Below are 17,566 nucleotides of genomic sequence, written 5' to 3'. Positions count from 1 at the left end.
CACTCCGGGGTTCGAGGGGGCTCTACGACTGCGGGGCGTCATGCTCCGGACAGAGCCACTTCTCGAACGCGAGCGGGCCGTCCGTCGGGGCGTCGGTCGTGTCGAACAGGGGGTGCCAGCCGGTCGCCAGGTAGAGCGCGGCGGCCTCGGGCTGCCGGGGACCGGTGGTGAGGTAGAGGCGCTCGTACCCGAGCGCGACCGCTCGGAGCTCGAGCTCGGCGAGCACCTGGCGCGCCAGACCGCGGCGGCGGTGCGCGGAGCTGGTCCAGATCCGCTTGTACTCGGCGGTGCGGACCGTCGGCAGACCGGACTCGTCGCGCGTGCCCGGCCGGCTGAGCCGCTCCGCCGAACCGAGCTCCGGCTCGGCCCGGAGCCGGAACGCACCGCCGGCCACCGCGGTCCCGTCCTCCAGGATCAGGATCAGGTCACCGTCGGGCGCCGCGAACTGCTCGGCGGGGTACCGCTCGAGCTCCGCGCGCAGGTCGTCGACCCCGAAGAACTCGCTGTACCGCGTGAGGTACTCGACCGCGAGCTCGTCGAGCATCGGCTGCACGGCCGGGTCGCTCAGCGCGTACGAGCGCACGACGCGGAGGTCGGTGGTCGTCATGCCGACGCCGCGAATCGGGCGACGGTGCTCGGCACGGTGCTCGGCAGGCCGAGGGTGTCGCGGAACGTGCGGCCGGGGTACGACGAACGGAAGGCGTCCGACGCGCGCAGCACCGGCAGGACGCCGTCGACGAGCGCGACCAGGTCGGTCTGCACGGATGCCGGGCGGATGGTGAACCCGTCGGCGGCCTCGGCGTCGAGCCAGTCGGTGACCAGCTCGGCGAACCCCGTGGAGGTCCCGACGAACGCGAGCGAGCCGGTGTCCCAGCTGACGCCCTCCAGGTCGGAGAGCATGTCGAGGCGGGCCTGCGCGCTGGCCCGGTCCGGCCCGACGATGAGGTAGACGTCGACCAGGACGCGCACGTCGCGCGGGTCACGACCTGCGGCGACGACCGCGCCCAGGACCCGGGCCCGGGTGCGAGCGGCCTCGTCGCGGTCGGTGGCGCGGATGCGCACGACGTCCGCGACGCGTCCGGCCAGCTCGATCTCGTCGGAGGTCGTCGCACGGACGACGACCGGGGGTCGGCCCTGCGGCGGACGCGTGCTGCCCTTCGGGGCGCCGGCGGCGAAGTTCACGCCGTCGTGCGTCGTGAAACGCGGACGTGCCGAGGCCGTCGGCACCCAGCTGTCCCAGCGCCGGGCGACTGTGGCGGCCGCCTCGGCCGCGCCGGCGAGGGCCGCGACGTCCGGGGAGGACGACCGCGGGCCGGCCGTCGGCACCTCGTCGAGACGCGTGGTCCAGCCGACCTGCCACCCGGCGCGACCGGCGCTGGCCTGGTCGATCGTCGCGATGGCCGTCGAGATGTGCGCCGGCTCGAGGTGCGAGGTGCCGACCGAGGCGACGAGGCCGATGCCGTCGGTGCGCGCCGCGAGACGGGAGGCGACGATGGCCGCGTCGAGGCGGGTCGTGCTGCCGCCGGGGTGCAGGGCGAAGTCGTCGTCGAACACGACGAAGTCGAGCGCACCGCGCTGGGCGACGGCGACGAGCTCCTCGAGGCGGCCGGCGTCGAAGAGACGCTGACCCTGGGAGCCGTGGGTGCGCCAGGCGGCGGCGCGGGCGCCGGTGTCGGACAGGTCGACACCGAGGTGGGCATGGGAGGACACAGGGGTATCCGTTCAGGTGGTGCGAGAGGTGGGGCGCGCACGTCAGAGGTGCGGCGAGGCTCGCCCCGTTCAGCGGGGCGTGCGAGGTGGAGCGGGGCGCTGAAGGTTCAGCGACAACAGGAACGCGTGAGCATGGCGTCGCCGCAGCTCGGGGAGCGGGGTGCTCCGAACGCGTTCATGGTCGTTCCTCTCGTCCCGGCACTGCCGGGGTTCGCGTCGTTGCCGTGTGGAGGCGTAGTGCCCACCACGACCAGGTCCTCATCCGGGGCACCCCACCGCGCGGAGGGTTGCCTTCCAGCTAGCCGGAGCTTCGCGCTGGAAATCTTGACCTTATTGGTAGGGAATTTAGATCGGGGGCCCGACGACGTCAAACCGCTGGTCACATCGTGAGATCAGACGCGGGCGTCGTACGCCTCACGGGCGATCGCGACCGCGTCCATGTTCGCCTCGGCCCACACCTTCACGGCGTGCACCACGGAGGTCAGCGAGACGCCCAGCGGGGTGAGCTCGTAGTCGACCCGGACCGGCACGGACGCGGTCACGGTCCGCGTGATCATGCCGTCGCGCTCCATGGCGCGCAGCGTCTGGGTGAGCATCTTCTGGCTCACGCCGTTGAGGCGCCGCCGCAGCTCCGAGTGCCGCTGCGGGCCGACCTCCAGCGCCGTCATGACCAGACAGACCCACTTGTCCGACAGCTCGTCGAGGAGCTCACGGGTCGGACAGTCGGCGTCGAACGAGTCGTACGCCGCGAGGGGGAGCGTCTCGAGCACGATGTCCTCCGAGCAGGGAACCAGACAGACCCTTTAGGCACCAGAAGGTGCCTACTTCCCAAAAGATACCACTGTGCTCAGGATGGGTCGCGTCCCGAACCGATCTCCCCTCGGAGGCCCTCATGTCGACCGTCACCCTCACCGTTCCCGGCCCCACCGCCGACTTCGCGATCCTCGACCTGCCCGTCCTGGAGCCCGGTCCGGGCGAGGTCCGGGTCCGCGTCGAGGCCGCACCCGTCCACCCGGTCGACGTGGTCGTCGCGCGCGGCCACGTCCCGCTGCCGCCGGCCGACCGCTACGTGCTCGGCTGGGCGCTCGCCGGCGTGGTCGACGCGGTCGGCCCGGACGTCACGGGCCTCGCCCCCGGCGACCCGGTGCTGGCCCTGTCCGACTGGTTCGACACCTTCGTCGGCGCCCAGGCGTCGTCCGTCGTGCTGCCGCGCGGGTCGGTCGCGTCGCGTCCCGCGTCACTGAGCGCGGTGGACGCGTCGATGCTGGCGCTCAACGCTCTGACCGCCGCACAGGCACTGGACCTGCTCGGCCTGCTGGCGGGCGCGACGCTGGCCGTCACCGGCGCCGCCGGTGGTGTCGGCGGGTTCGCCGTCGAGCTCGCCCGGCACCGCGGGCTCGCGGTGCTGGCCGTCGCACGCGAGGCCGACCGCGCCTTCGTCGAGCGCACCGGCGCCCGGCTCGTGCTGCGGGGCACCGACCTCGGCACGCTGGGCGCCGACGGGGTGCTGGACACCGCCGAGCTCGGCGCACCGGCTCTCGTCGCAGCCCGGGACGGCGGCGTGCTCGTGGCCGTCACCGCGCCCGCGACGCCCGCGCCCGAGCGCGGCATCCGCGTCAAGACCGTCCACGTGGTCAGCGGCTCCGCGGGACTCGCGGACGTGGCGGCGCTGGCCGTCGAGGGCGTCCTGACGCCGCGCGTCGCGGACACCTACCCGTTCGAGAAGGCGGGCGACGCCTACGCCGCGGTCGAGGCCGGCGGGCTGCGCGGGGTGGTCGTCCTGGTGCCGTGAGCTCTCGACGAGCGCGTCCGGCCCCGCGCGCCTAACCTCCGGGGATGCATCCTCGCCCCCTCCGTCGACGCGCGCTCCTGCGTGCCGCCGTGTTCGGGGTCGCGTTCACCGTGCCGGTCGCGGTGCTCGCGTACGTGGTGCGGGCGCAGGTGGACGACGTCCTGCGGCTCGACCAGCAGGCCATCGCCTCCGCGACCGACTTCACCCGCGAGCACCCCGAGCTCCGGCAGGCGCTGCTCGTCTGGCAGGAGGCGTTCCAGGCGCGCTGGGTCAACCTCGCCGCGACGGTGCTCTGCGTCTGGGTGTGGCGACGGCACGGGATGACCACGCGGGCGCTGTGGGCGTTCCTCACGATCATGGCGGCCTGGGCGCTGCAGCTGGGCGCGAAGGGGCTGGTGCAGCGGGCCAGGCCGGTGGTCGAGGACGCCGTCTCGCACGCCCCCGGGTCGAGCTTCCCGTCCGGGCACGCCACGAACACCGCAGCCGCGGCCCTCACGGTGACGCTGCTGGTGTGGCCGCTGCTCGGCCCGCGCGGCCGGGTCGTCGTCCCCGTCGTCGCCGGCGCCTGCGTCCTGATCACCGGGCTCGACCGCGTCATGCTCGGCGTGCACTATCCCTCCGACGTGATCGCGGGGTTCGCCCTCGGCACAGCCCTCGCCGGCGCGTCCTACCTGGGCTACAGCGGCTGGTCCGCGACCGGCCCGCACCAGGAGTCCTGATGCACACGTTCCTGCACCGCTACGAGCTCGACCGGTCCGCCCCGACCGGCCGCGAAGCACTCCGCGACATCGGCGTCCGTGTGCTCCTGCCGGCGGTCGGCCTCTGGGTCGTCCTCGTCGGCGTCGGCCTGCTGATCACCGGACCTCTCGACGGGCTGCCGCGGGAGGCAGCCGTGAACGAGTGGTTCGAGTCGATCCGGACTCCGGCGCTGAACTCGGTGACGGCGGCGCTGTCCGCGATCGGCACCACCGAGTTCATCATCGGCGCGTGCGTGCTGTTCGTCGCGCTCTTCTGGTGGCGCACCAAGCAGTGGTGGCTCGCGATCGTGCCGCCGCAGGCCATCGCCGTGCAGGCCATCCTCTTCATGACCGCCGCCCTGGTGGTCGGCCGCGAGCGGCCCGACGTCGAGCACCTGGACGACTCGCCGCCCACCTCGGCCTACCCCAGCGGGCACACCGGCGCGTCCACGGCGTTCTACGTGACGCTCGCGATGATGGCCCAGCGGATCGGCAACCCGATCCTGCGCGGCGTCGTCACCGTGCTCTGCCTGCTCGTGCCGATCGGCGTCGGGACGGCCCGCCTGTACCGCGGCATGCACAGCCCGACCGACGTGCTCATGGGCTTCGTCAACGGGCTGGTCTGCGCGTTCCTGGCGTGGAACTACCTGCGCCGCGACACGTCCGGCGCAGCGGGCCGTCAGCAGGACCTGGCCGCTCGGGTCGCGGGCTGACACACCCGACGAGCGTGCGGTGTCCGATCGCGCCCTTCCCGTTCGTCGCACGGGTGAGAGGTCGCCCGCGCGGGGCGGCCCGGGAAGGATCACGATCATGAGGCTCGTCACCAACACGCAGATCACCGTCGACGGCGTGATGCAGGCGAACGGCGGGAACAACGCGGAGCTCGACCCCGGGTTCGAGCGGGGCGGGTGGGCGTTGCCGGTGGGCGACGAGGAGTCGACGGCCTACATCGGCGACTTCTACCGGCGCGCCGACGCGTTCCTGTTCGGGCGGCGCACGTACGACCTGTTCGCCGGGTACTGGGGTGTGCAGACCGACATGGACAACCCGTTCGTCGGCTCGCTGAACTCGCGCCCGAAGTACGTCGCGTCGAGCACGCTCACCGACCCGCGGTGGGCGGGCACGACCGTGCTGTCCGGCGACCTCGAGACGGCGGTCCGCGAGCTCAAGGCCACGCCCGGCGGCGAGCTCCAGGTGCACGGCAGCGGGCAGCTGATCCGGTGGCTGCTGGAGCATGGGCTCGTCGACGAGCTGACGCTGATCGTCTGCCCGGTGATCGTCGGTGCGGGCACCAGGCTCTTCCCCGACGAGGGCCGCGACTTCGCGCTCGAGCTCGTCGAGTCGCGTCGGTTCCCGAGGGGCATCACGGTGCAGACCTACCGGCCCGGCGGCCGTCCCGAGTACGCGTAGCAGTTCCGACGACGGAGGTGGTGACGATGCAGTACCTGGTTTCCGTGATCGACGACCGGACCAACTCGGGCACCCCGCAGGAGGCGGTGGCGATCGACGCGTTCAACGACCGCCTGCGCGCGGGCGGCCACTGGGTGTTCGCCGCCGGCCTGGCCGCTCCCGAGACGTCGACGGTCATCGACGGCCGCGGCGAGGACCCGGTGTTCACCGACGGGCCCTTCATCGAGTCGAAGGAGCACATGGCCGGCCTCTGGGTCATCGAGGCCCCCGACCTCGACGTCGCTCTCGCGCTCATGGCCGACGGCTCGAAGGCGTGCAACCGGCGACTCGAGGTGCGCCCGATGCTGTTCCCGGAGGACTGAGCGACGACAGCCCGAACCGCGAGGCTCGGGCTGTCGTCGACCCTAGGTGGCGTCCCGCTCGGCGAGCCACGTGAGCATGGCTCGGTTGGTCTCGTCGGGCAGCTCCTGCTGGATCCAGTGGCCGCAGTCCAGGGTGACCACGTCCACGTTCGGCACGAACCGGGACAGTGACTCCGACCTCATGATCGCGTCCCGCTCGCCGTAGATCATGAGCGCGGGCTGCTGGATGACGGGCTCCACCTCGGCCAGCAGGTGCCAGTTGCGGTCGAGGTTCCTGTACCAGTTGATGCCGCCCGTGAAGCCCGAGGTCTCGAAGGCGGAGACGAAGACGGCCAGCTCGCTGTCGCTCATCAGAGGGTCGCCGAGCGGTGCCTCCGCCCTGGCGAGGTTCAGGAACGCCATGCCGGGCTGAGGCGCTCTGACGGGTTCGTTCGTGCGGTAGAGATTCCGCAGGAACTGGTGTGCGAACTCGTCGAGCACCGCGTCGGCGACGCCCGGCTGCCGGTTGAAGTGGACGAAGTAGAAGTCGCCGCCGAGCACGGTCTCCATGAGCTCGATCCAGGGCGTCTCGCCGCGCTCCTGGTAGGGCAGGCTCAGGGCGATCACCTTGTTGACCCGGTCGGGATGCAGCAGCGTCAGCCCCCAGACGACGAACGCACCCCAGTCGTGCCCGACGAACGTCGCGTCCTCGTAGCCGTAGTGATCGAGGAGCGCGACGAGATCGCCCGACAGGTGCTCGATGTCGTAGGCCGTCACCTCGGTCGGACGGGAGGAGTTCCCGTAGCCCCGCTGGTTGGGCACGATCACGTGGTAGCCCGCTGCAACGAGCGCGGGCACCTGGTGGCGCCAGGAGAAGGCAAGCTCCGGCCAGCCGTGGCACAGCACGATCGGTCGGCCGGCATTCTCCCGGCCCGCTTCGAACACCTCGAGCTCCACCCCGTTGACCGAGACACGGGTGGGTCGGGGAAAGTCGTCATGAGTGGCACTGGTCTGTGAGGTCATGCGGCCATCGTGCCGACCTAACCCGGTCACCTTGTGACCGGTTTCCTGTGCAATTCTCGTCGAGTGCGAGCTGACCGGCTGATGGCCACCCTGCTGTTCCTGCAGCAGCGCGAGCAGGTGACGGCTGCGGAGGTCGCGCGCGAGCTGGAGGTCTCCGAGCGCACCGCCCGTCGCGACCTCGACGCCCTGGCCGTGGCCGGGGTGCCCGTGTACTCGATGCAGGGGCGCGGCGGCGGCTGGCGCCTGGTCGGCTGCGCCCGCACCGACCTGTCCGGCCTGTCCGCGAGCGAGGCCCGTGCCCTGTTCCTGGTGGCCGGCCCGGCCTCCGCTGCGACGCCGGCCGTGAGAGCGGCGCTGCGCAAGCTCGTGCGAGCCCTGCCGGAGCCCTTCCGCGAGCAGGCCGAGGCGGCGGCGTCGTCGTTGGTCACCGACCCCCGACGGTGGGGGTCGGACCGGGTCGAGCACCGACAGCCTCGCTTCCTCGACGAGCTCCAGGATGCGGTGATCCGCGGCGTCCAGGTGCGGCTCGGCTACGTGGACCGCGCGGGGGCCGAGACCGAGCGGACCGTCCACCCGCTCGGCATCGTCGCCAAGGGTCCGTCGTGGTACCTCGTCTCGCACACCGAGGCCGGCCGGCGGACCTTCCGGATCGATCGCGTGTCGTCCGTCGAGCCGACCGACCACGCCGTGCACCGACCCGAGGACTTCGACCTCGCGGAGAGCTGGCGCGAGATCGCCGACGAGGTCGACCGCTTGCGCACGCCCGGCGAGTGCCAGGCACTGTGCGTGCCTCATGGGATCGGCCTGCTCCGGATGGCCTTCGGGCGCCGGCTCGAGGTCGGCGGCTCCGCACCCGACGGCCGCATCGAGGTCGTGATCCGCGGCGGCGACGACGAGCACGTGCTCGCCGGAGAGCTCGCCGGGCTGGGCGAGTGGGTCGAGGTGACCGGACCTGCGGGCGTGCGCAGGCACCTCGCCTCGATCGGGGCCGCGCTCGTCGAGCGGTACCGCTGACGACGACAGCCCGGACCCTGCGAAGGGACCGGGCTGTCGGTGGCGGTAGCGGTGGGATTTGAACCCACGGTGGACTTTCACCCACACACGCTTTCGAGGCGTGCTCCTTAGGCCGCTCGGACACGCTACCTCGGGGTGAACCGTACCCGGTGAAGGGCCCTGCCTCCGAATCGGGCAACCCGTCGTACCGTGGAGAGGTGAGCAGCGACGCATTCCCGATGACCGCCGGGTCGCTGGCGGAGGTGGTCGACGTGCTCGTCGGCCACCGGCTGGCGGTGCTCACGGGCGCGGGGGTGTCGACGGACTCCGGGATCCCCGACTACCGCGGTCCGGACTCGCCGCCACGCACCCCGATGACGTTCCAGCAGTTCACGGGCGACGAGGGCTTCCGCCGGCACTACTGGGCGCGGAACCACGTCGGCTGGCGGCACGTGCACCGCACCATCCCGAACGCGGGGCACCGGGCGCTGGCCACGATGGAGCACCGGGGCGTCGTCACCGGGCTGATCACGCAGAACGTCGACCTGCTGCACGAGGCCGCGGGCAGCCGGCACGTCATCGACCTGCACGGGCGGTACGACCGGGTGCGCTGCCTGTCGTGCGGCACGGTGATCAGCCGGTCGGACCTCGCGGCACGGCTGGACCTGCTGAACCCGGGGTTCGCCGAGGAGCTGGCGGCCGTCGACGACATCGAGATCGCACCCGACGCCGACGCGGTGATCGAGAAGACCAGCCACTTCGTGGTCGCGGACTGCGCGGTCTGCGGCGGGATGCTCAAGCCCGACATCGTCTACTTCGGCGAGAACGTGCCGCGCGAGCGGGTGGACCGGGCCTACGCGATGGTCGACGCTGCCGACGCGCTGCTGGTCGCGGGGTCGTCGCTGACCGTCCAGTCGGGACTGCGGTTCGTGCGGCACGCGGCGCAGACGGGCAAGCCGATCGTCGTCGTGAACCGTGGGGCGACCCGCGGGGACAAGTACGCGGCGGTGACGCTGGACGCGGGGACGTCCGAGACGCTCACCGAGCTGTCCGAGGTGCTGACGGCTCCAGCCGCACGATGACTGCCTTCGAGACGGGCGTGTTGCTGCCCAGCGCGGTGCTGGCCAGCGGGACGAGCACGTTCGCCTCGGGGAAGTACGCGGCCGCGCAGCCGCGGGAGGTCGGGTAGGCGACGACGCGCTGGTTCCGCAGGACGCGGTCGGGGTCGCCCGGCCACTCGCTGTGGATGTCGACGCGGGATCCGTCGGCCAGTCCGAGGTCCTCGAGATCCAGGGGGTTCACGAAGACCACGTCGCGGCCGCGGTGGATGCCCCGGTAGCGGTCGTTCAGGCTGTACATCGTGGTGTTGAACTGGTCGTGCGAGCGGATCGTCTGCAGGATCAGGCGTCCGGGAGGGCACTCGACCGGGACGAGCTCGTTGACCGTGATCATGGCCTTGCCCGTGCTCGTCGCGAAGGTCCGCGAGTCCCGCGGGCCGTTGGGCAGGACGAACCCCGCCTTGCGACGGATCAGCCGGTTGAAGTCCGCGAAGCCGGGCACGACGTGGGAGATGTGCTCGCGGATGGTGTCGTAGTCGCGCTCGAAGCCGGCCCAGTCGATCGGGCTGTCCTCCCCCAGCACCGCCCGCGCCAGGCGCGTGACGATCGAGATCTCCGAGAGGAGGTTGTCCGAGACGGGAGCGACGGCGCCGTGGGTGGCGTGCACCGCGCAGACCGAGTCCTCGACCGAGAGGAACTGCGGGCCGGACACCTGCAGGTCGACGTCGGTGCGGCCGAGCGTAGGCAGGATGAGCGCCTCGGCGCCGGTGACGACGTGCGACCGGTTCAGCTTGGTCGAGACCTGCACGGTCAGCTCGGTCCCGCGCATCGCGGCCTCGGCGGCGGCGGTGTCCGAGATCGCCGCGACGAGGTTCCCGCCGAGGGCGAACCAGACCTTGACCTCGCCGCGCTGCATCGCCTCGATCGATCGCACCGAGTCGAGCCCGTGCGCGCGCGGCGGCTCGAACCCGAACTCGTCGGCGAGCGCGTCCAGGAACCAGTCCGGCGGCCGTTCCCAGATGCCCATGGTCCGGTCACCCTGCACGTTGCTGTGCCCCCGGATCGGGGAGGCGCCCGCGCCGGGCTTGCCGATGTTCCCGCGCAGGAGCAGGAGGTTGACGATCTCCTTGATCGTGTCGACGCCCTTGCGGTGCTGCGTGATGCCCATGGCCCACGTGACGATCACGCGGTCCGCGGCGAGGTAGCGGTCGGCGAGCTCGTCCATCTCGCTGATCGACAGGCCCGTCGCCTGCACCACCTCGTCCTCGTCGAGAAGAGCGAGGTGCGCGCGGAGCTCGTCGAGACCCAGGGTGTGCCGCGCGAGGAAGTCGTGGTCGAGGACCGTCCCGGGCTCTCGGGACTCGGCCTCGAGCACCCGCCGCGAGATCCACTGCAGCAGCGCCATGTCGCCGCCGGAGCGGATCTGCAGGAACTGGTCGGCCATGTCGGTGCCGCGGCCGACGATGCCGCGCACGGTCTTCGGGTTCTTGTACCGCCGCAGGCCGGCCTCGGGCAGCGGGTTCACGGACACGATCGTCGCGCCCGCCCGCTTGGCCTCCTCGAGCGCCGTCAGCATGCGCGGGTGGTTCGTCCCGGGGTTCTGGCCCATCACGATGATGAGGTCAGCCTTGGCGAAGTCGTCGTACGCGATCGTCGACTTCCCGATCCCGAGCGTCTCGAGCATCGCGGTGCCCGTCGACTCGTGGCACATGTTCGAGCAGTCGGGCAGGTTGTTGGTGCCGAACGCCCGCACGAAGAGCTGGTAGACGAACGCGGTCTCGTTCGCCGCGCGGCCGCTCGTGTAGAACGCCGCCTGGTCGGGGCTGTCGAGGCCGCGCAGCTTGGTCGCCACGAGACGGATCGCGGACGCCCAGTCGATGGGCACGTAGTGGTCGCTGCCCGCGGGCTTGTGGACGGGTTCGACGAGCCGGCCCTGCTGGCCGAGCCAGTACTCGGACTTCTGCGCCAGGTCGGTCAGCGAGTGCGCGGCCCAGAAGTCGCTGGAGACGGTGTTGGTCGTCGCCTCCCACGTGACCGCGCGGGCGCCGTTCTCGCAGAACTCGGCCCGCGCGCGGTGGCCCGGGTCCGGCCACGCGCAGCTCATGCAGTCGAACCCGTCCTGCTGGTTGATCTTGGAGAGCAGGCTCAGCGTGCGTCGAGGGCCGAGGTTGGGGAGCGCGTTCGTCATCGCGCTGACGATCCCGGGCAGGCCGACCGCCCACGGCTCGGGCGGCACGACCGACATCCGCTCATAGGTGGGGTCGGTCACCAGAGGCTTGCGCGGCACTCAGACCACCCGGTCCGGCCGCGAGTACACGACCATCGTCGACCCGCGCAGGAAGCCGACCAGCGTGAGCCCGGACTCGGTAGCGAGCTCGGCCGCGAGCGACGACGGCGCCGAGACGGCCGCGAGCATCGGGATCCCCGCCATGACGGCCTTCTGCGCGAGCTCGAACGACGCCCGCCCCGACACCATGAGCACCGTGCGCCGCAGGGGCAGCAGCCCCGCGGTCAGCGCCCAGCCGACCACCTTGTCGACGGCGTTGTGCCGGCCGACGTCCTCGCGAAGCACGAGCAGGTCGCCGTCGTCGGAGAACAGGGCCGCCGCGTGCAGACCGCCCGTCTTGTCGAACACGTCCTGGTGCTCGCGCAGCCGGTCGGGGAACGTGGCGAGGAGGTCGGCGGGCACGGTGAGGTCGTCGTCGGCCACCGTCCACGACGAGCTCGTCCGCACCGCGTCGATGCTCGCCTTGCCGCAGAGCCCGCACGACGACGTCGTGAAGAAGCTCCGCTCGAGGCTCGGGTCGGGCGCCGGGACCCCGCGGGTCGTCACGTCCAGCACGTTGTAGGTGTTCTCGCCCTCGTCGTTCGCCCCCGCGCAGTACCGGGCGGCCGCGAAGTGGTCCGACGAGGACACGACCCCCTCCGACACCAGGAAGCCCGCCGCAAGCTCCACGTCGTGGCCCGGCGTACGCATCGTCACCGCCAGCGGACGACCGCCCACCCGGATCTCGAGCGGCTCCTCGGCCGCGAGGAGGTCCTCCGCCGGGCGGGCGCCGGTGTCGACGTCGATCCGCGTCACCCGTCGCCGCACCGCGATTCTCTGCACCACCCGATGCTAGGACCGATGCGTCGCGAAGAACTCCCGCAGCAGCGCCGAGCACTCGTCCGCCCGCACGCCTCCCACCACCTCGACCTGGTGGTTCAGCCGCCGGTCGCGCACGACGTCGAACTGCGAACCGCAGGCACCGGCCTTCGGGTCCCACGCGCCCAGCACCAGCCGCGGGACGCGCGCCAGGACGGTAGCGCCGGCGCACATCAGGCAGGGCTCCAGGGTCACGACGAGCGTGCAGTCGTCGAGCCGCCAGCGCCCCAGCGACTCAGCGGCCCCGCGCAGCGCGTCCATCTCGGCGTGACCGGTCGGGTCGTTGTCGGCCTCACGCGTGTTGTGCCCGCGGCCGATCACCTGCCCTGCCGCGTCGAGCACGACGGCACCGACCGGGACGTCCTGCGTCAGCAGCGCCAGGCGGGCCTCGTCGAGCGCGAGACCCATCGCGGCGTCGTCGGCGGGGTTCGGCATGGGTCCTATGCTCGCAGGCCGAGGACGCCGGTAGGTTGTGGCCATGCGCCTGCACGTCGCGGACCACCCCCTGGTCGCCCACAAGCTCACCGTCCTTCGCGACATCGGCACGCCGTCGCCCACGTTCCGGCTCCTCGTCGACGAGCTGGTGACGCTCCTGGCGTACGAGGCGACGCGAGACGTGCGCACCGAGCCGATCGACATCGTCACGCCGGTGGCCCCGACGACGGGCATCCGGCTCGCCGACCCGCAGCCGATCGTCGTGCCGATCCTGCGCGCGGGCCTGGGCATGCTCGACGGGATGACGCGCGTGCTGCCCACCGCCGAGGTCGGCTTCCTGGGGATGCAGCGCGACGAGCAGACGCTCGAGGCGATCACCTACGCCAACCGGCTCCCCGACGACCTGTCGGGCCGGCAGTGCTTCCTGCTGGACCCCATGCTGGCCACCGGCGGCACGCTGGTCGCCGCGATCGACTACCTGCTCCAGCGGGGCGCGCGCGACGTCACGGCTGTGTGCCTGCTCGCCGCGCCCGAGGGTCTCGCCGTCGTCGAGCAGTTCGTCGGCGACCGGGCGGACGTCAAGATCGTCGTCGCAGCCGTGGACGAGCGCCTGAACGAGAAGGCGTACATCGTCCCCGGCCTGGGCGACGCCGGCGACCGGCTCTACGGCATCGTCTGACCGCGTCCAGCCCCTGGGACGCCCCGCAAATCGCTTCCCGCAGCCCGCGGCGCGTGGCACAGTCCGCGTCGTGACCCTCACGTGCGCCTGTTATCGATCCTGAAGCCCTCAGCGACCGACACACTCTCGCGCCCCAGTCCGGAGGGCGCCGCACCGGAGACCTCCCCATGGCACTACCCCGCTCGATCCCCCGCACCATCGCCCCGAACGCGGGCCTGCTGCTCTACGTGAGCCTGCCCGCGCAGACGGGGCTCGGTGCCGCCGACCTCGCCGAGGCCGCAGACCTGCTGCAGGAGATGGCCCTGGAGCTGCTCCCCGGAGCCGAGTCCGTCGCGGCCCTCTCGCTGGCCACGGCGGGTTCCGACGACATCCACGACCTCGGTGACCGGCTCACGCACCTGCGTCTGCTGCAGGGTGCGCAGGAAGCCGTCTGAGATCGCGCTGCCGGGCCCGAGCGCAGGGGGCGCGGGTCCGGCAGTGCCCCACCGGTCGCCCGCGCGCGACCCCGTGCTTACCGTGGGTCGTATGCGAATCGCGATCGCGGGCGGCCACGGACAGGTGGCTCGACACCTGTCGCGTGCCCTGACAGCGCGCGGCGACGTCCCCCTGGCCCTCATCCGACAGCTCGGCCACGTCGAGGACGTCACCGGGGACGGCGCCGAGGCGGTCGTCCTGGACCTCGAGCGCGCCAACGCGCGGGACGTCGCCGAGGCCGTCTCCGGTGCCGACGCGGTGGTGTTCGCGGCGGGCGCGGGTCCGGGCAGCGGGATCGCCCGCAAGGACACCGTGGACCGGGCGGCCGCCGGTCTGCTCGCCGACGGGGCCGAGCAGGCCGGTGTCCGGCGCTACGTGCTCGTCTCGTCCATGGGAGCCGGGGCGCCGCCGCCGCCCGGCACCGACGACGTCTTCGCCGCCTACCTCGTCGCCAAGCGCGCGGCCGAGATCGACCTGCGGGCGCGGGACCTCGACTGGACGATCCTGCGGCCGGGCGGCCTGACCGACGGCGCGGCGACCGGCACGGTGACGCTCGACGAGCGCGTGGACCGCGGCAAGGTCCCGCGGGCGGACGTCGCCGCCGTGCTCGCCGCGCTGCTGCACGAGCCTCGGACGTCCCGGCGGGTGCTCGAGGTCGTCGGCGGAACCGTCTCGATCGACGACGCGATCGCGGCGCTGACGCTCTAGTCCTGCGCGGCCGGCGGGGTCGTCCGCACCGTGATCGCGCCGATCAGGTACTGGTCGCCGTTGGTGCTCGCGGTGAGCGAGCTGACGTCGCAGGCGAGCGTCTGCGGGGCGAAGCCCTTCGCGTCGGTGCCCAGGGAGTTCGTGGCGCGCCAGCCGGTGGCGGTCGAGTCGAACGCGTTGGTGGCCACGCCTCCGGCCGCGAACGCGGTGCCGCTCCAGCGCTGGGGCGTCAGGGCGTGCTGCCCGGCCGGCACGGTGCAGGTGTCACCGAGGACCAGCCGGTCGCCCGAGCTGGTGCGGTCGCCCTCCCAGGCCACGACGCCGACGCGGGCGGTCGTGCCCGCCTCGGCGGCGAACTCGAACGGGGTCGGCGCCATGGAGGTGCCGATCCAGGAACCGCCGTCGTAGACCGTCACGGACGCGTCGTTGCCCGGCTCGGAGTAGACGACGACCAGCGACCAGCCGGCGTAGTAGGTCTTGTCCGGGTCCTTGCGGGTGCTGCTCACCGCGACGTCGGCCACGGACCAGGTGCCCGGACCGCCCGCGGCCACCTGGTCGGTGACGTCGGCGAACGACTGGTAATAGCGGCGGGCCGCGTTGTCGTTCGTCTGCGAGAGCGTCGTGCCGTTGACGTCGGCGTAGTCGCCCGACGGGCCGCGCAGCCTCGCGGTGTCGAGCTTGCCGCTCCACGAGTCGTACGAGCCGGCGTTGGCCGACCAGTAGAGCCCGGCGAACGCGATCGTGCGGCCCGCGGGGACGGTCAGGAGTGTCGACGAGGAGACCGGGACGCTCGCACGCTTCTTGCCGCCGTTGCCCGGTCCGGAAGGCACCGGGGCCGCGTCGTCGAGCGGCAGCATGTCGAGCCCGTTGTTGTCCGCGCTCCCGGTGTCCAGCGCGGTCTTGCACGCGGGCAGCCTGACGTCGCACGACAGCAGCGGCGCGCCGACCTCGGCGACGTTCCAGCCGCCGTCGAACCGCACCCGCGGCGACAGGCCGCCGGAGGACGTGCTCACCGTGGTCGACGACTGGACGGTGGCGGCACCGGTGGCCGCGACCTCGACGAGCGCCGTGCCGTGCGCGCTCCCGACGACCCGGACGTTCGCCAGGCCCTGCACGGAGGCGCCACCCTCGACCGTGCCGAAGTCGCAGACGATCCGGCGCGCCGTGGCCGCGACGCACTCGCTCGACTGGACACCGCCGCCGTCGGCCTCGTACCGCAGGTTCGGCGGCAGGCTGAGCGTCGCGACGAGCCCGCCGGCGTTCGCGCCGGGGGCGACCGAGACGGTGAACCGCACCGTGCCGGCGCCGTAGTAGAGCAGCAGGTTCGGGTCGCCCTCGTCGAGCGAGAGCACCGGTGCCGTCGACGTGATCGCGACGCCGAGGGCGGGGGTGACGTCGGCGTCGTCCGCGGCGGCCGAGACCGACATCGTGCCGAGGGGTCCGACGAAACCGGCGACCGGGTCGAGGGTGACCGGCAGCGCCAGCGAACCGCCCGGGGCGACGGACCCGGCCGTGCACGTCCAGGTGGTCCCGGCGGGCGGGGCGCAGGCCCACGCGTCGCTCTGGACCGTCACCGAGACGCCCGCCGGGGCGGCGAGCGTGACGCTCACGGGCGCGGACGGCAGGTCGCCCGTGTTGGTCACGGTGAGCGGGGCGAGCGTGCTCTGGCCGAGCGCGACGGTCGCGGCCGGTCCTCCGACGACGCCGAGGAGCGCGGGCCGGACCACCGAGAACGCGGCGACGGCCTGGTCGGGGGCCTGTCGACCGCCGGGCACCAGGAGCACCGACAGCTCGCGCGCTCCGACCGCGGCCGGGGTCGACGCGCTCAAGGCAAGCGTCAGGGGCGCGGCGGTCCGGGCGGCGAGCGTGTCGATGGTGCAGAGCATCGTGCCGCCCTGGACCGTCGGGCAGCTCCACGGGCTCGCACCGGGCGCCAGAGCGCCGGTGACGCCGCTCGGGAGCACCACGCTGACCGACCCGGTGCCGGGGGCCAGCGGGCTGCCGCCGACGTTCCCGACGTCGAGCGTGAGCGTGCGCGTCCGTCCGCTCACCAGCTGGAGGGCCGGCGCGGGCGCGCGCAGGGCGAGGCGGGCGGGGGACGCCGCCACCGTCAGCGGGATCGGGGGCGCGCGGTAGCTGATGCCCGCGCCGTGCACCACGAGCCCGACCGAACCGTCGGCCTGGTCGTACGTGTCGTCGACCGCGACCCGCAGCACCAGGGTCGACGTCGTCATGGGCGGGAGCGTGGCGAGCGTGCACTGTGCACCCGGCGCGCCCTCCGTGCAGATCCAGCCGTTGCCCATCTCGGTCGGTGCGAACCGGCCGGTGGGTCCGGCGAACGCCTGGGCGGAGATGCCGTCGAGCGTGACGCCCGGCGGCAGGCTCACCTCGGCGATGAGGTTCGTGGCAGGCGTGCCGCCCGCGTTGCGGACGGTGACCGAGAGCTCCTGGCCGCCGAGCCCTGCCTCCAGGGCGAGCCCGCCGTCGGGGAGGTCGATGACGACGTCAGCCGGGGCGACGGGAGGAGCGGAGGGGGTCGGCGACGCGGTCGGGCCGTCCGCGGGCTCGTCGCTCGTCGAGTCGGAGGAGTCGTCGGCCTGCTGCTCCCCGTCCGCGAGCAACGACTCGTCGGCCTGCTGGTCCTCGGGGAACTCGGTCGGCAGGTCGGTGGGCTGCACCGACGGCACGACCCCCTGGGGCGCGGCCGACTCCTCGCTGGACGGCGACGGCGACGGCGTCGCCGACGACGAGGGCGACGCCACGGGCGTGCCGCCGTCGTCAGGACCCGTGACGAGGCTGACGATGCCGACCGTCGCGACGGCCGCGAGGACCACGCCACCCACCACGACCGCCGCAGCGCCGAGCGGGATGGAGGCGATGAGGGCGGCCACGCCGCCGGCGGCTGCGGCGCCACCGACCGCGCCGGCCGTCGCTACGGCGCCGCCGCCCGCGGCGACCGCCGTCGCCGTGCCTGCACCTCCGGCGCTGGCCGCCGCGACACCTGCGCTGCCGGCCGCGACGCCCGTACCTGCCGCTGCCGCACCGCCCGCTGCCGCACCGC

The 17,566-nt window shown here is 72.9% G+C and carries 18 protein-coding genes, 1 tRNA gene and 1 riboswitch; of the genes, 10 read left to right on the top strand and 9 right to left on the bottom strand.

The window, feature by feature from the left end; translation table 11 throughout:
• Nucleotides 1–22 precede the first annotated feature (22 nt).
• From AC1DZC_RS19390 to AC1DZC_RS19380, 3 genes are all read right to left on the bottom strand, one after another.
• Nucleotides 23–607 carry a GNAT family N-acetyltransferase gene (locus AC1DZC_RS19390; protein ID WP_477044392.1) on the bottom strand — a complete coding sequence of 195 codons (585 nt, stop codon included), beginning with the start codon at nt 605–607 and terminating at the stop codon, nt 23–25.
• Nucleotides 604–1,710, bottom strand: a complete 1,107-nt coding sequence (locus AC1DZC_RS19385; protein WP_477044391.1) for an LLM class flavin-dependent oxidoreductase — start codon at nt 1,708–1,710, stop codon at nt 604–606. The genes AC1DZC_RS19390 and AC1DZC_RS19385 overlap by 4 nt, the downstream gene beginning before the upstream one ends.
• Nucleotides 1,711–1,920: 210 nt before the next feature.
• Nucleotides 1,921–2,040: riboswitch (SAM riboswitch) on the bottom strand.
• 62 nt (nt 2,041–2,102) lie between these two features.
• Complete coding sequence (locus tag AC1DZC_RS19380) at nt 2,103–2,480, bottom strand: winged helix-turn-helix transcriptional regulator (protein WP_477040893.1); 378 nt, start codon at nt 2,478–2,480, stop codon at nt 2,103–2,105.
• Nucleotides 2,481–2,602: 122 nt separating this feature from the next.
• On the opposite strand from AC1DZC_RS19380, the gene AC1DZC_RS19375 reads away from it, so the two are divergent.
• From AC1DZC_RS19375 to AC1DZC_RS19355, 5 genes are all read left to right on the top strand, one after another.
• Nucleotides 2,603–3,502, top strand: a complete 900-nt coding sequence (locus AC1DZC_RS19375; protein WP_477044390.1) for an alcohol dehydrogenase catalytic domain-containing protein — start codon at nt 2,603–2,605, stop codon at nt 3,500–3,502.
• A 44-nt stretch (nt 3,503–3,546) separates the two neighbouring features.
• Nucleotides 3,547–4,221, top strand: a complete 675-nt coding sequence (locus AC1DZC_RS19370) for a phosphatase PAP2 family protein (protein WP_477040891.1) — start codon at nt 3,547–3,549, stop codon at nt 4,219–4,221.
• On the top strand, nt 4,221–4,952 hold the full coding sequence (locus AC1DZC_RS19365) for a phosphatase PAP2 family protein (protein ID WP_477040890.1): 732 nt from the start codon (nt 4,221–4,223) through the stop codon (nt 4,950–4,952). Before AC1DZC_RS19370 ends, AC1DZC_RS19365 begins: the two co-directional genes overlap by 1 nt.
• A gap of 97 nt (nt 4,953–5,049) precedes the next feature.
• A complete protein-coding gene (locus AC1DZC_RS19360) occupies nt 5,050–5,649 on the top strand; it encodes a dihydrofolate reductase family protein (protein ID WP_477040889.1) in 600 nt (199 codons plus the stop codon).
• A 26-nt stretch (nt 5,650–5,675) separates the two neighbouring features.
• Nucleotides 5,676–6,011 carry a YciI family protein gene (locus tag AC1DZC_RS19355; RefSeq protein ID WP_477044389.1) on the top strand — a complete coding sequence of 112 codons (336 nt, stop codon included), beginning with the start codon at nt 5,676–5,678 and terminating at the stop codon, nt 6,009–6,011.
• 42 nt (nt 6,012–6,053) lie between these two features.
• On the opposite strand, the gene AC1DZC_RS19350 is transcribed toward AC1DZC_RS19355, so the two are convergent.
• On the bottom strand, nt 6,054–7,013 hold the full coding sequence (locus tag AC1DZC_RS19350; protein ID WP_477044388.1) for an alpha/beta fold hydrolase: 960 nt from the start codon (nt 7,011–7,013) through the stop codon (nt 6,054–6,056).
• Nucleotides 7,014–7,094: 81 nt separating this feature from the next.
• On the opposite strand from AC1DZC_RS19350, the gene AC1DZC_RS19345 reads away from it, so the two are divergent.
• The gene (locus tag AC1DZC_RS19345) at nt 7,095–8,027 is read left to right on the top strand and encodes a helix-turn-helix transcriptional regulator (protein ID WP_477044387.1); all 933 of its coding nucleotides are present in this window, start codon (nt 7,095–7,097) and stop codon (nt 8,025–8,027) included.
• Nucleotides 8,028–8,067: 40 nt separating this feature from the next.
• Here the strand turns inward: AC1DZC_RS19345 and AC1DZC_RS19340 are convergent.
• Nucleotides 8,068–8,157, bottom strand: a tRNA-Ser gene (locus AC1DZC_RS19340).
• 88 nt (nt 8,158–8,245) lie between these two features.
• On the opposite strand from AC1DZC_RS19340, the gene AC1DZC_RS19335 reads away from it, so the two are divergent.
• Entirely contained in the window at nt 8,246–9,088 is an 843-nt protein-coding gene (locus AC1DZC_RS19335) for an NAD-dependent protein deacetylase (RefSeq protein WP_477040906.1), read from the top strand.
• Here the strand turns inward: AC1DZC_RS19335 and AC1DZC_RS19330 are convergent.
• The 3 genes from AC1DZC_RS19330 to AC1DZC_RS19320 are packed head-to-tail and all read right to left on the bottom strand — an operon-like array spanning nt 9,045 to nt 12,644.
• Nucleotides 9,045–11,351: an FdhF/YdeP family oxidoreductase gene (locus tag AC1DZC_RS19330; RefSeq protein ID WP_477044386.1), complete on the bottom strand. Its 2,307-nt coding sequence runs from the start codon at nt 11,349–11,351 to the stop codon at nt 9,045–9,047. The genes AC1DZC_RS19335 and AC1DZC_RS19330 overlap by 44 nt on opposite strands.
• Nucleotides 11,352–12,173 carry a formate dehydrogenase accessory sulfurtransferase FdhD gene (gene fdhD / locus AC1DZC_RS19325; RefSeq protein WP_477040876.1) on the bottom strand — a complete coding sequence of 274 codons (822 nt, stop codon included), beginning with the start codon at nt 12,171–12,173 and terminating at the stop codon, nt 11,352–11,354.
• 9 nt (nt 12,174–12,182) lie between these two features.
• Nucleotides 12,183–12,644, bottom strand: coding sequence for a nucleoside deaminase (locus AC1DZC_RS19320; RefSeq protein WP_477040875.1), 462 nt, complete (start codon nt 12,642–12,644; stop codon nt 12,183–12,185).
• Nucleotides 12,645–12,687: 43 nt separating this feature from the next.
• Between AC1DZC_RS19320 and upp the strand changes: the two genes are divergently transcribed.
• The 3 genes from upp to AC1DZC_RS19305 all read left to right on the top strand — a co-directional run bounded on the left by upp (nt 12,688) and on the right by AC1DZC_RS19305 (nt 14,505).
• Nucleotides 12,688–13,323, top strand: a complete 636-nt coding sequence (gene upp / locus AC1DZC_RS19315) for a uracil phosphoribosyltransferase (RefSeq protein WP_477040874.1) — start codon at nt 12,688–12,690, stop codon at nt 13,321–13,323.
• 167 nt (nt 13,324–13,490) lie between these two features.
• Nucleotides 13,491–13,757: a hypothetical protein gene (locus tag AC1DZC_RS19310; protein ID WP_477040873.1), complete on the top strand. Its 267-nt coding sequence runs from the start codon at nt 13,491–13,493 to the stop codon at nt 13,755–13,757.
• A gap of 91 nt (nt 13,758–13,848) precedes the next feature.
• Nucleotides 13,849–14,505: an NAD(P)H-binding protein gene (locus tag AC1DZC_RS19305; RefSeq protein ID WP_477044385.1), complete on the top strand. Its 657-nt coding sequence runs from the start codon at nt 13,849–13,851 to the stop codon at nt 14,503–14,505.
• Here AC1DZC_RS19305 and AC1DZC_RS19300 read toward each other — a convergent pair.
• Nucleotides 14,502–17,566: COG1361 family protein (locus AC1DZC_RS19300; RefSeq protein WP_477044384.1), on the bottom strand; the 3,065-nt coding region annotated here is incomplete at its 5' end. The genes AC1DZC_RS19305 and AC1DZC_RS19300 overlap by 4 nt on opposite strands.

This window comes from Cellulomonas sp. P2_B4, assembly GCF_056404795.1.
Note: the sequence above shows the minus strand (reverse complement) of the source record. Positions and strands in the feature narration are given on the sequence as shown.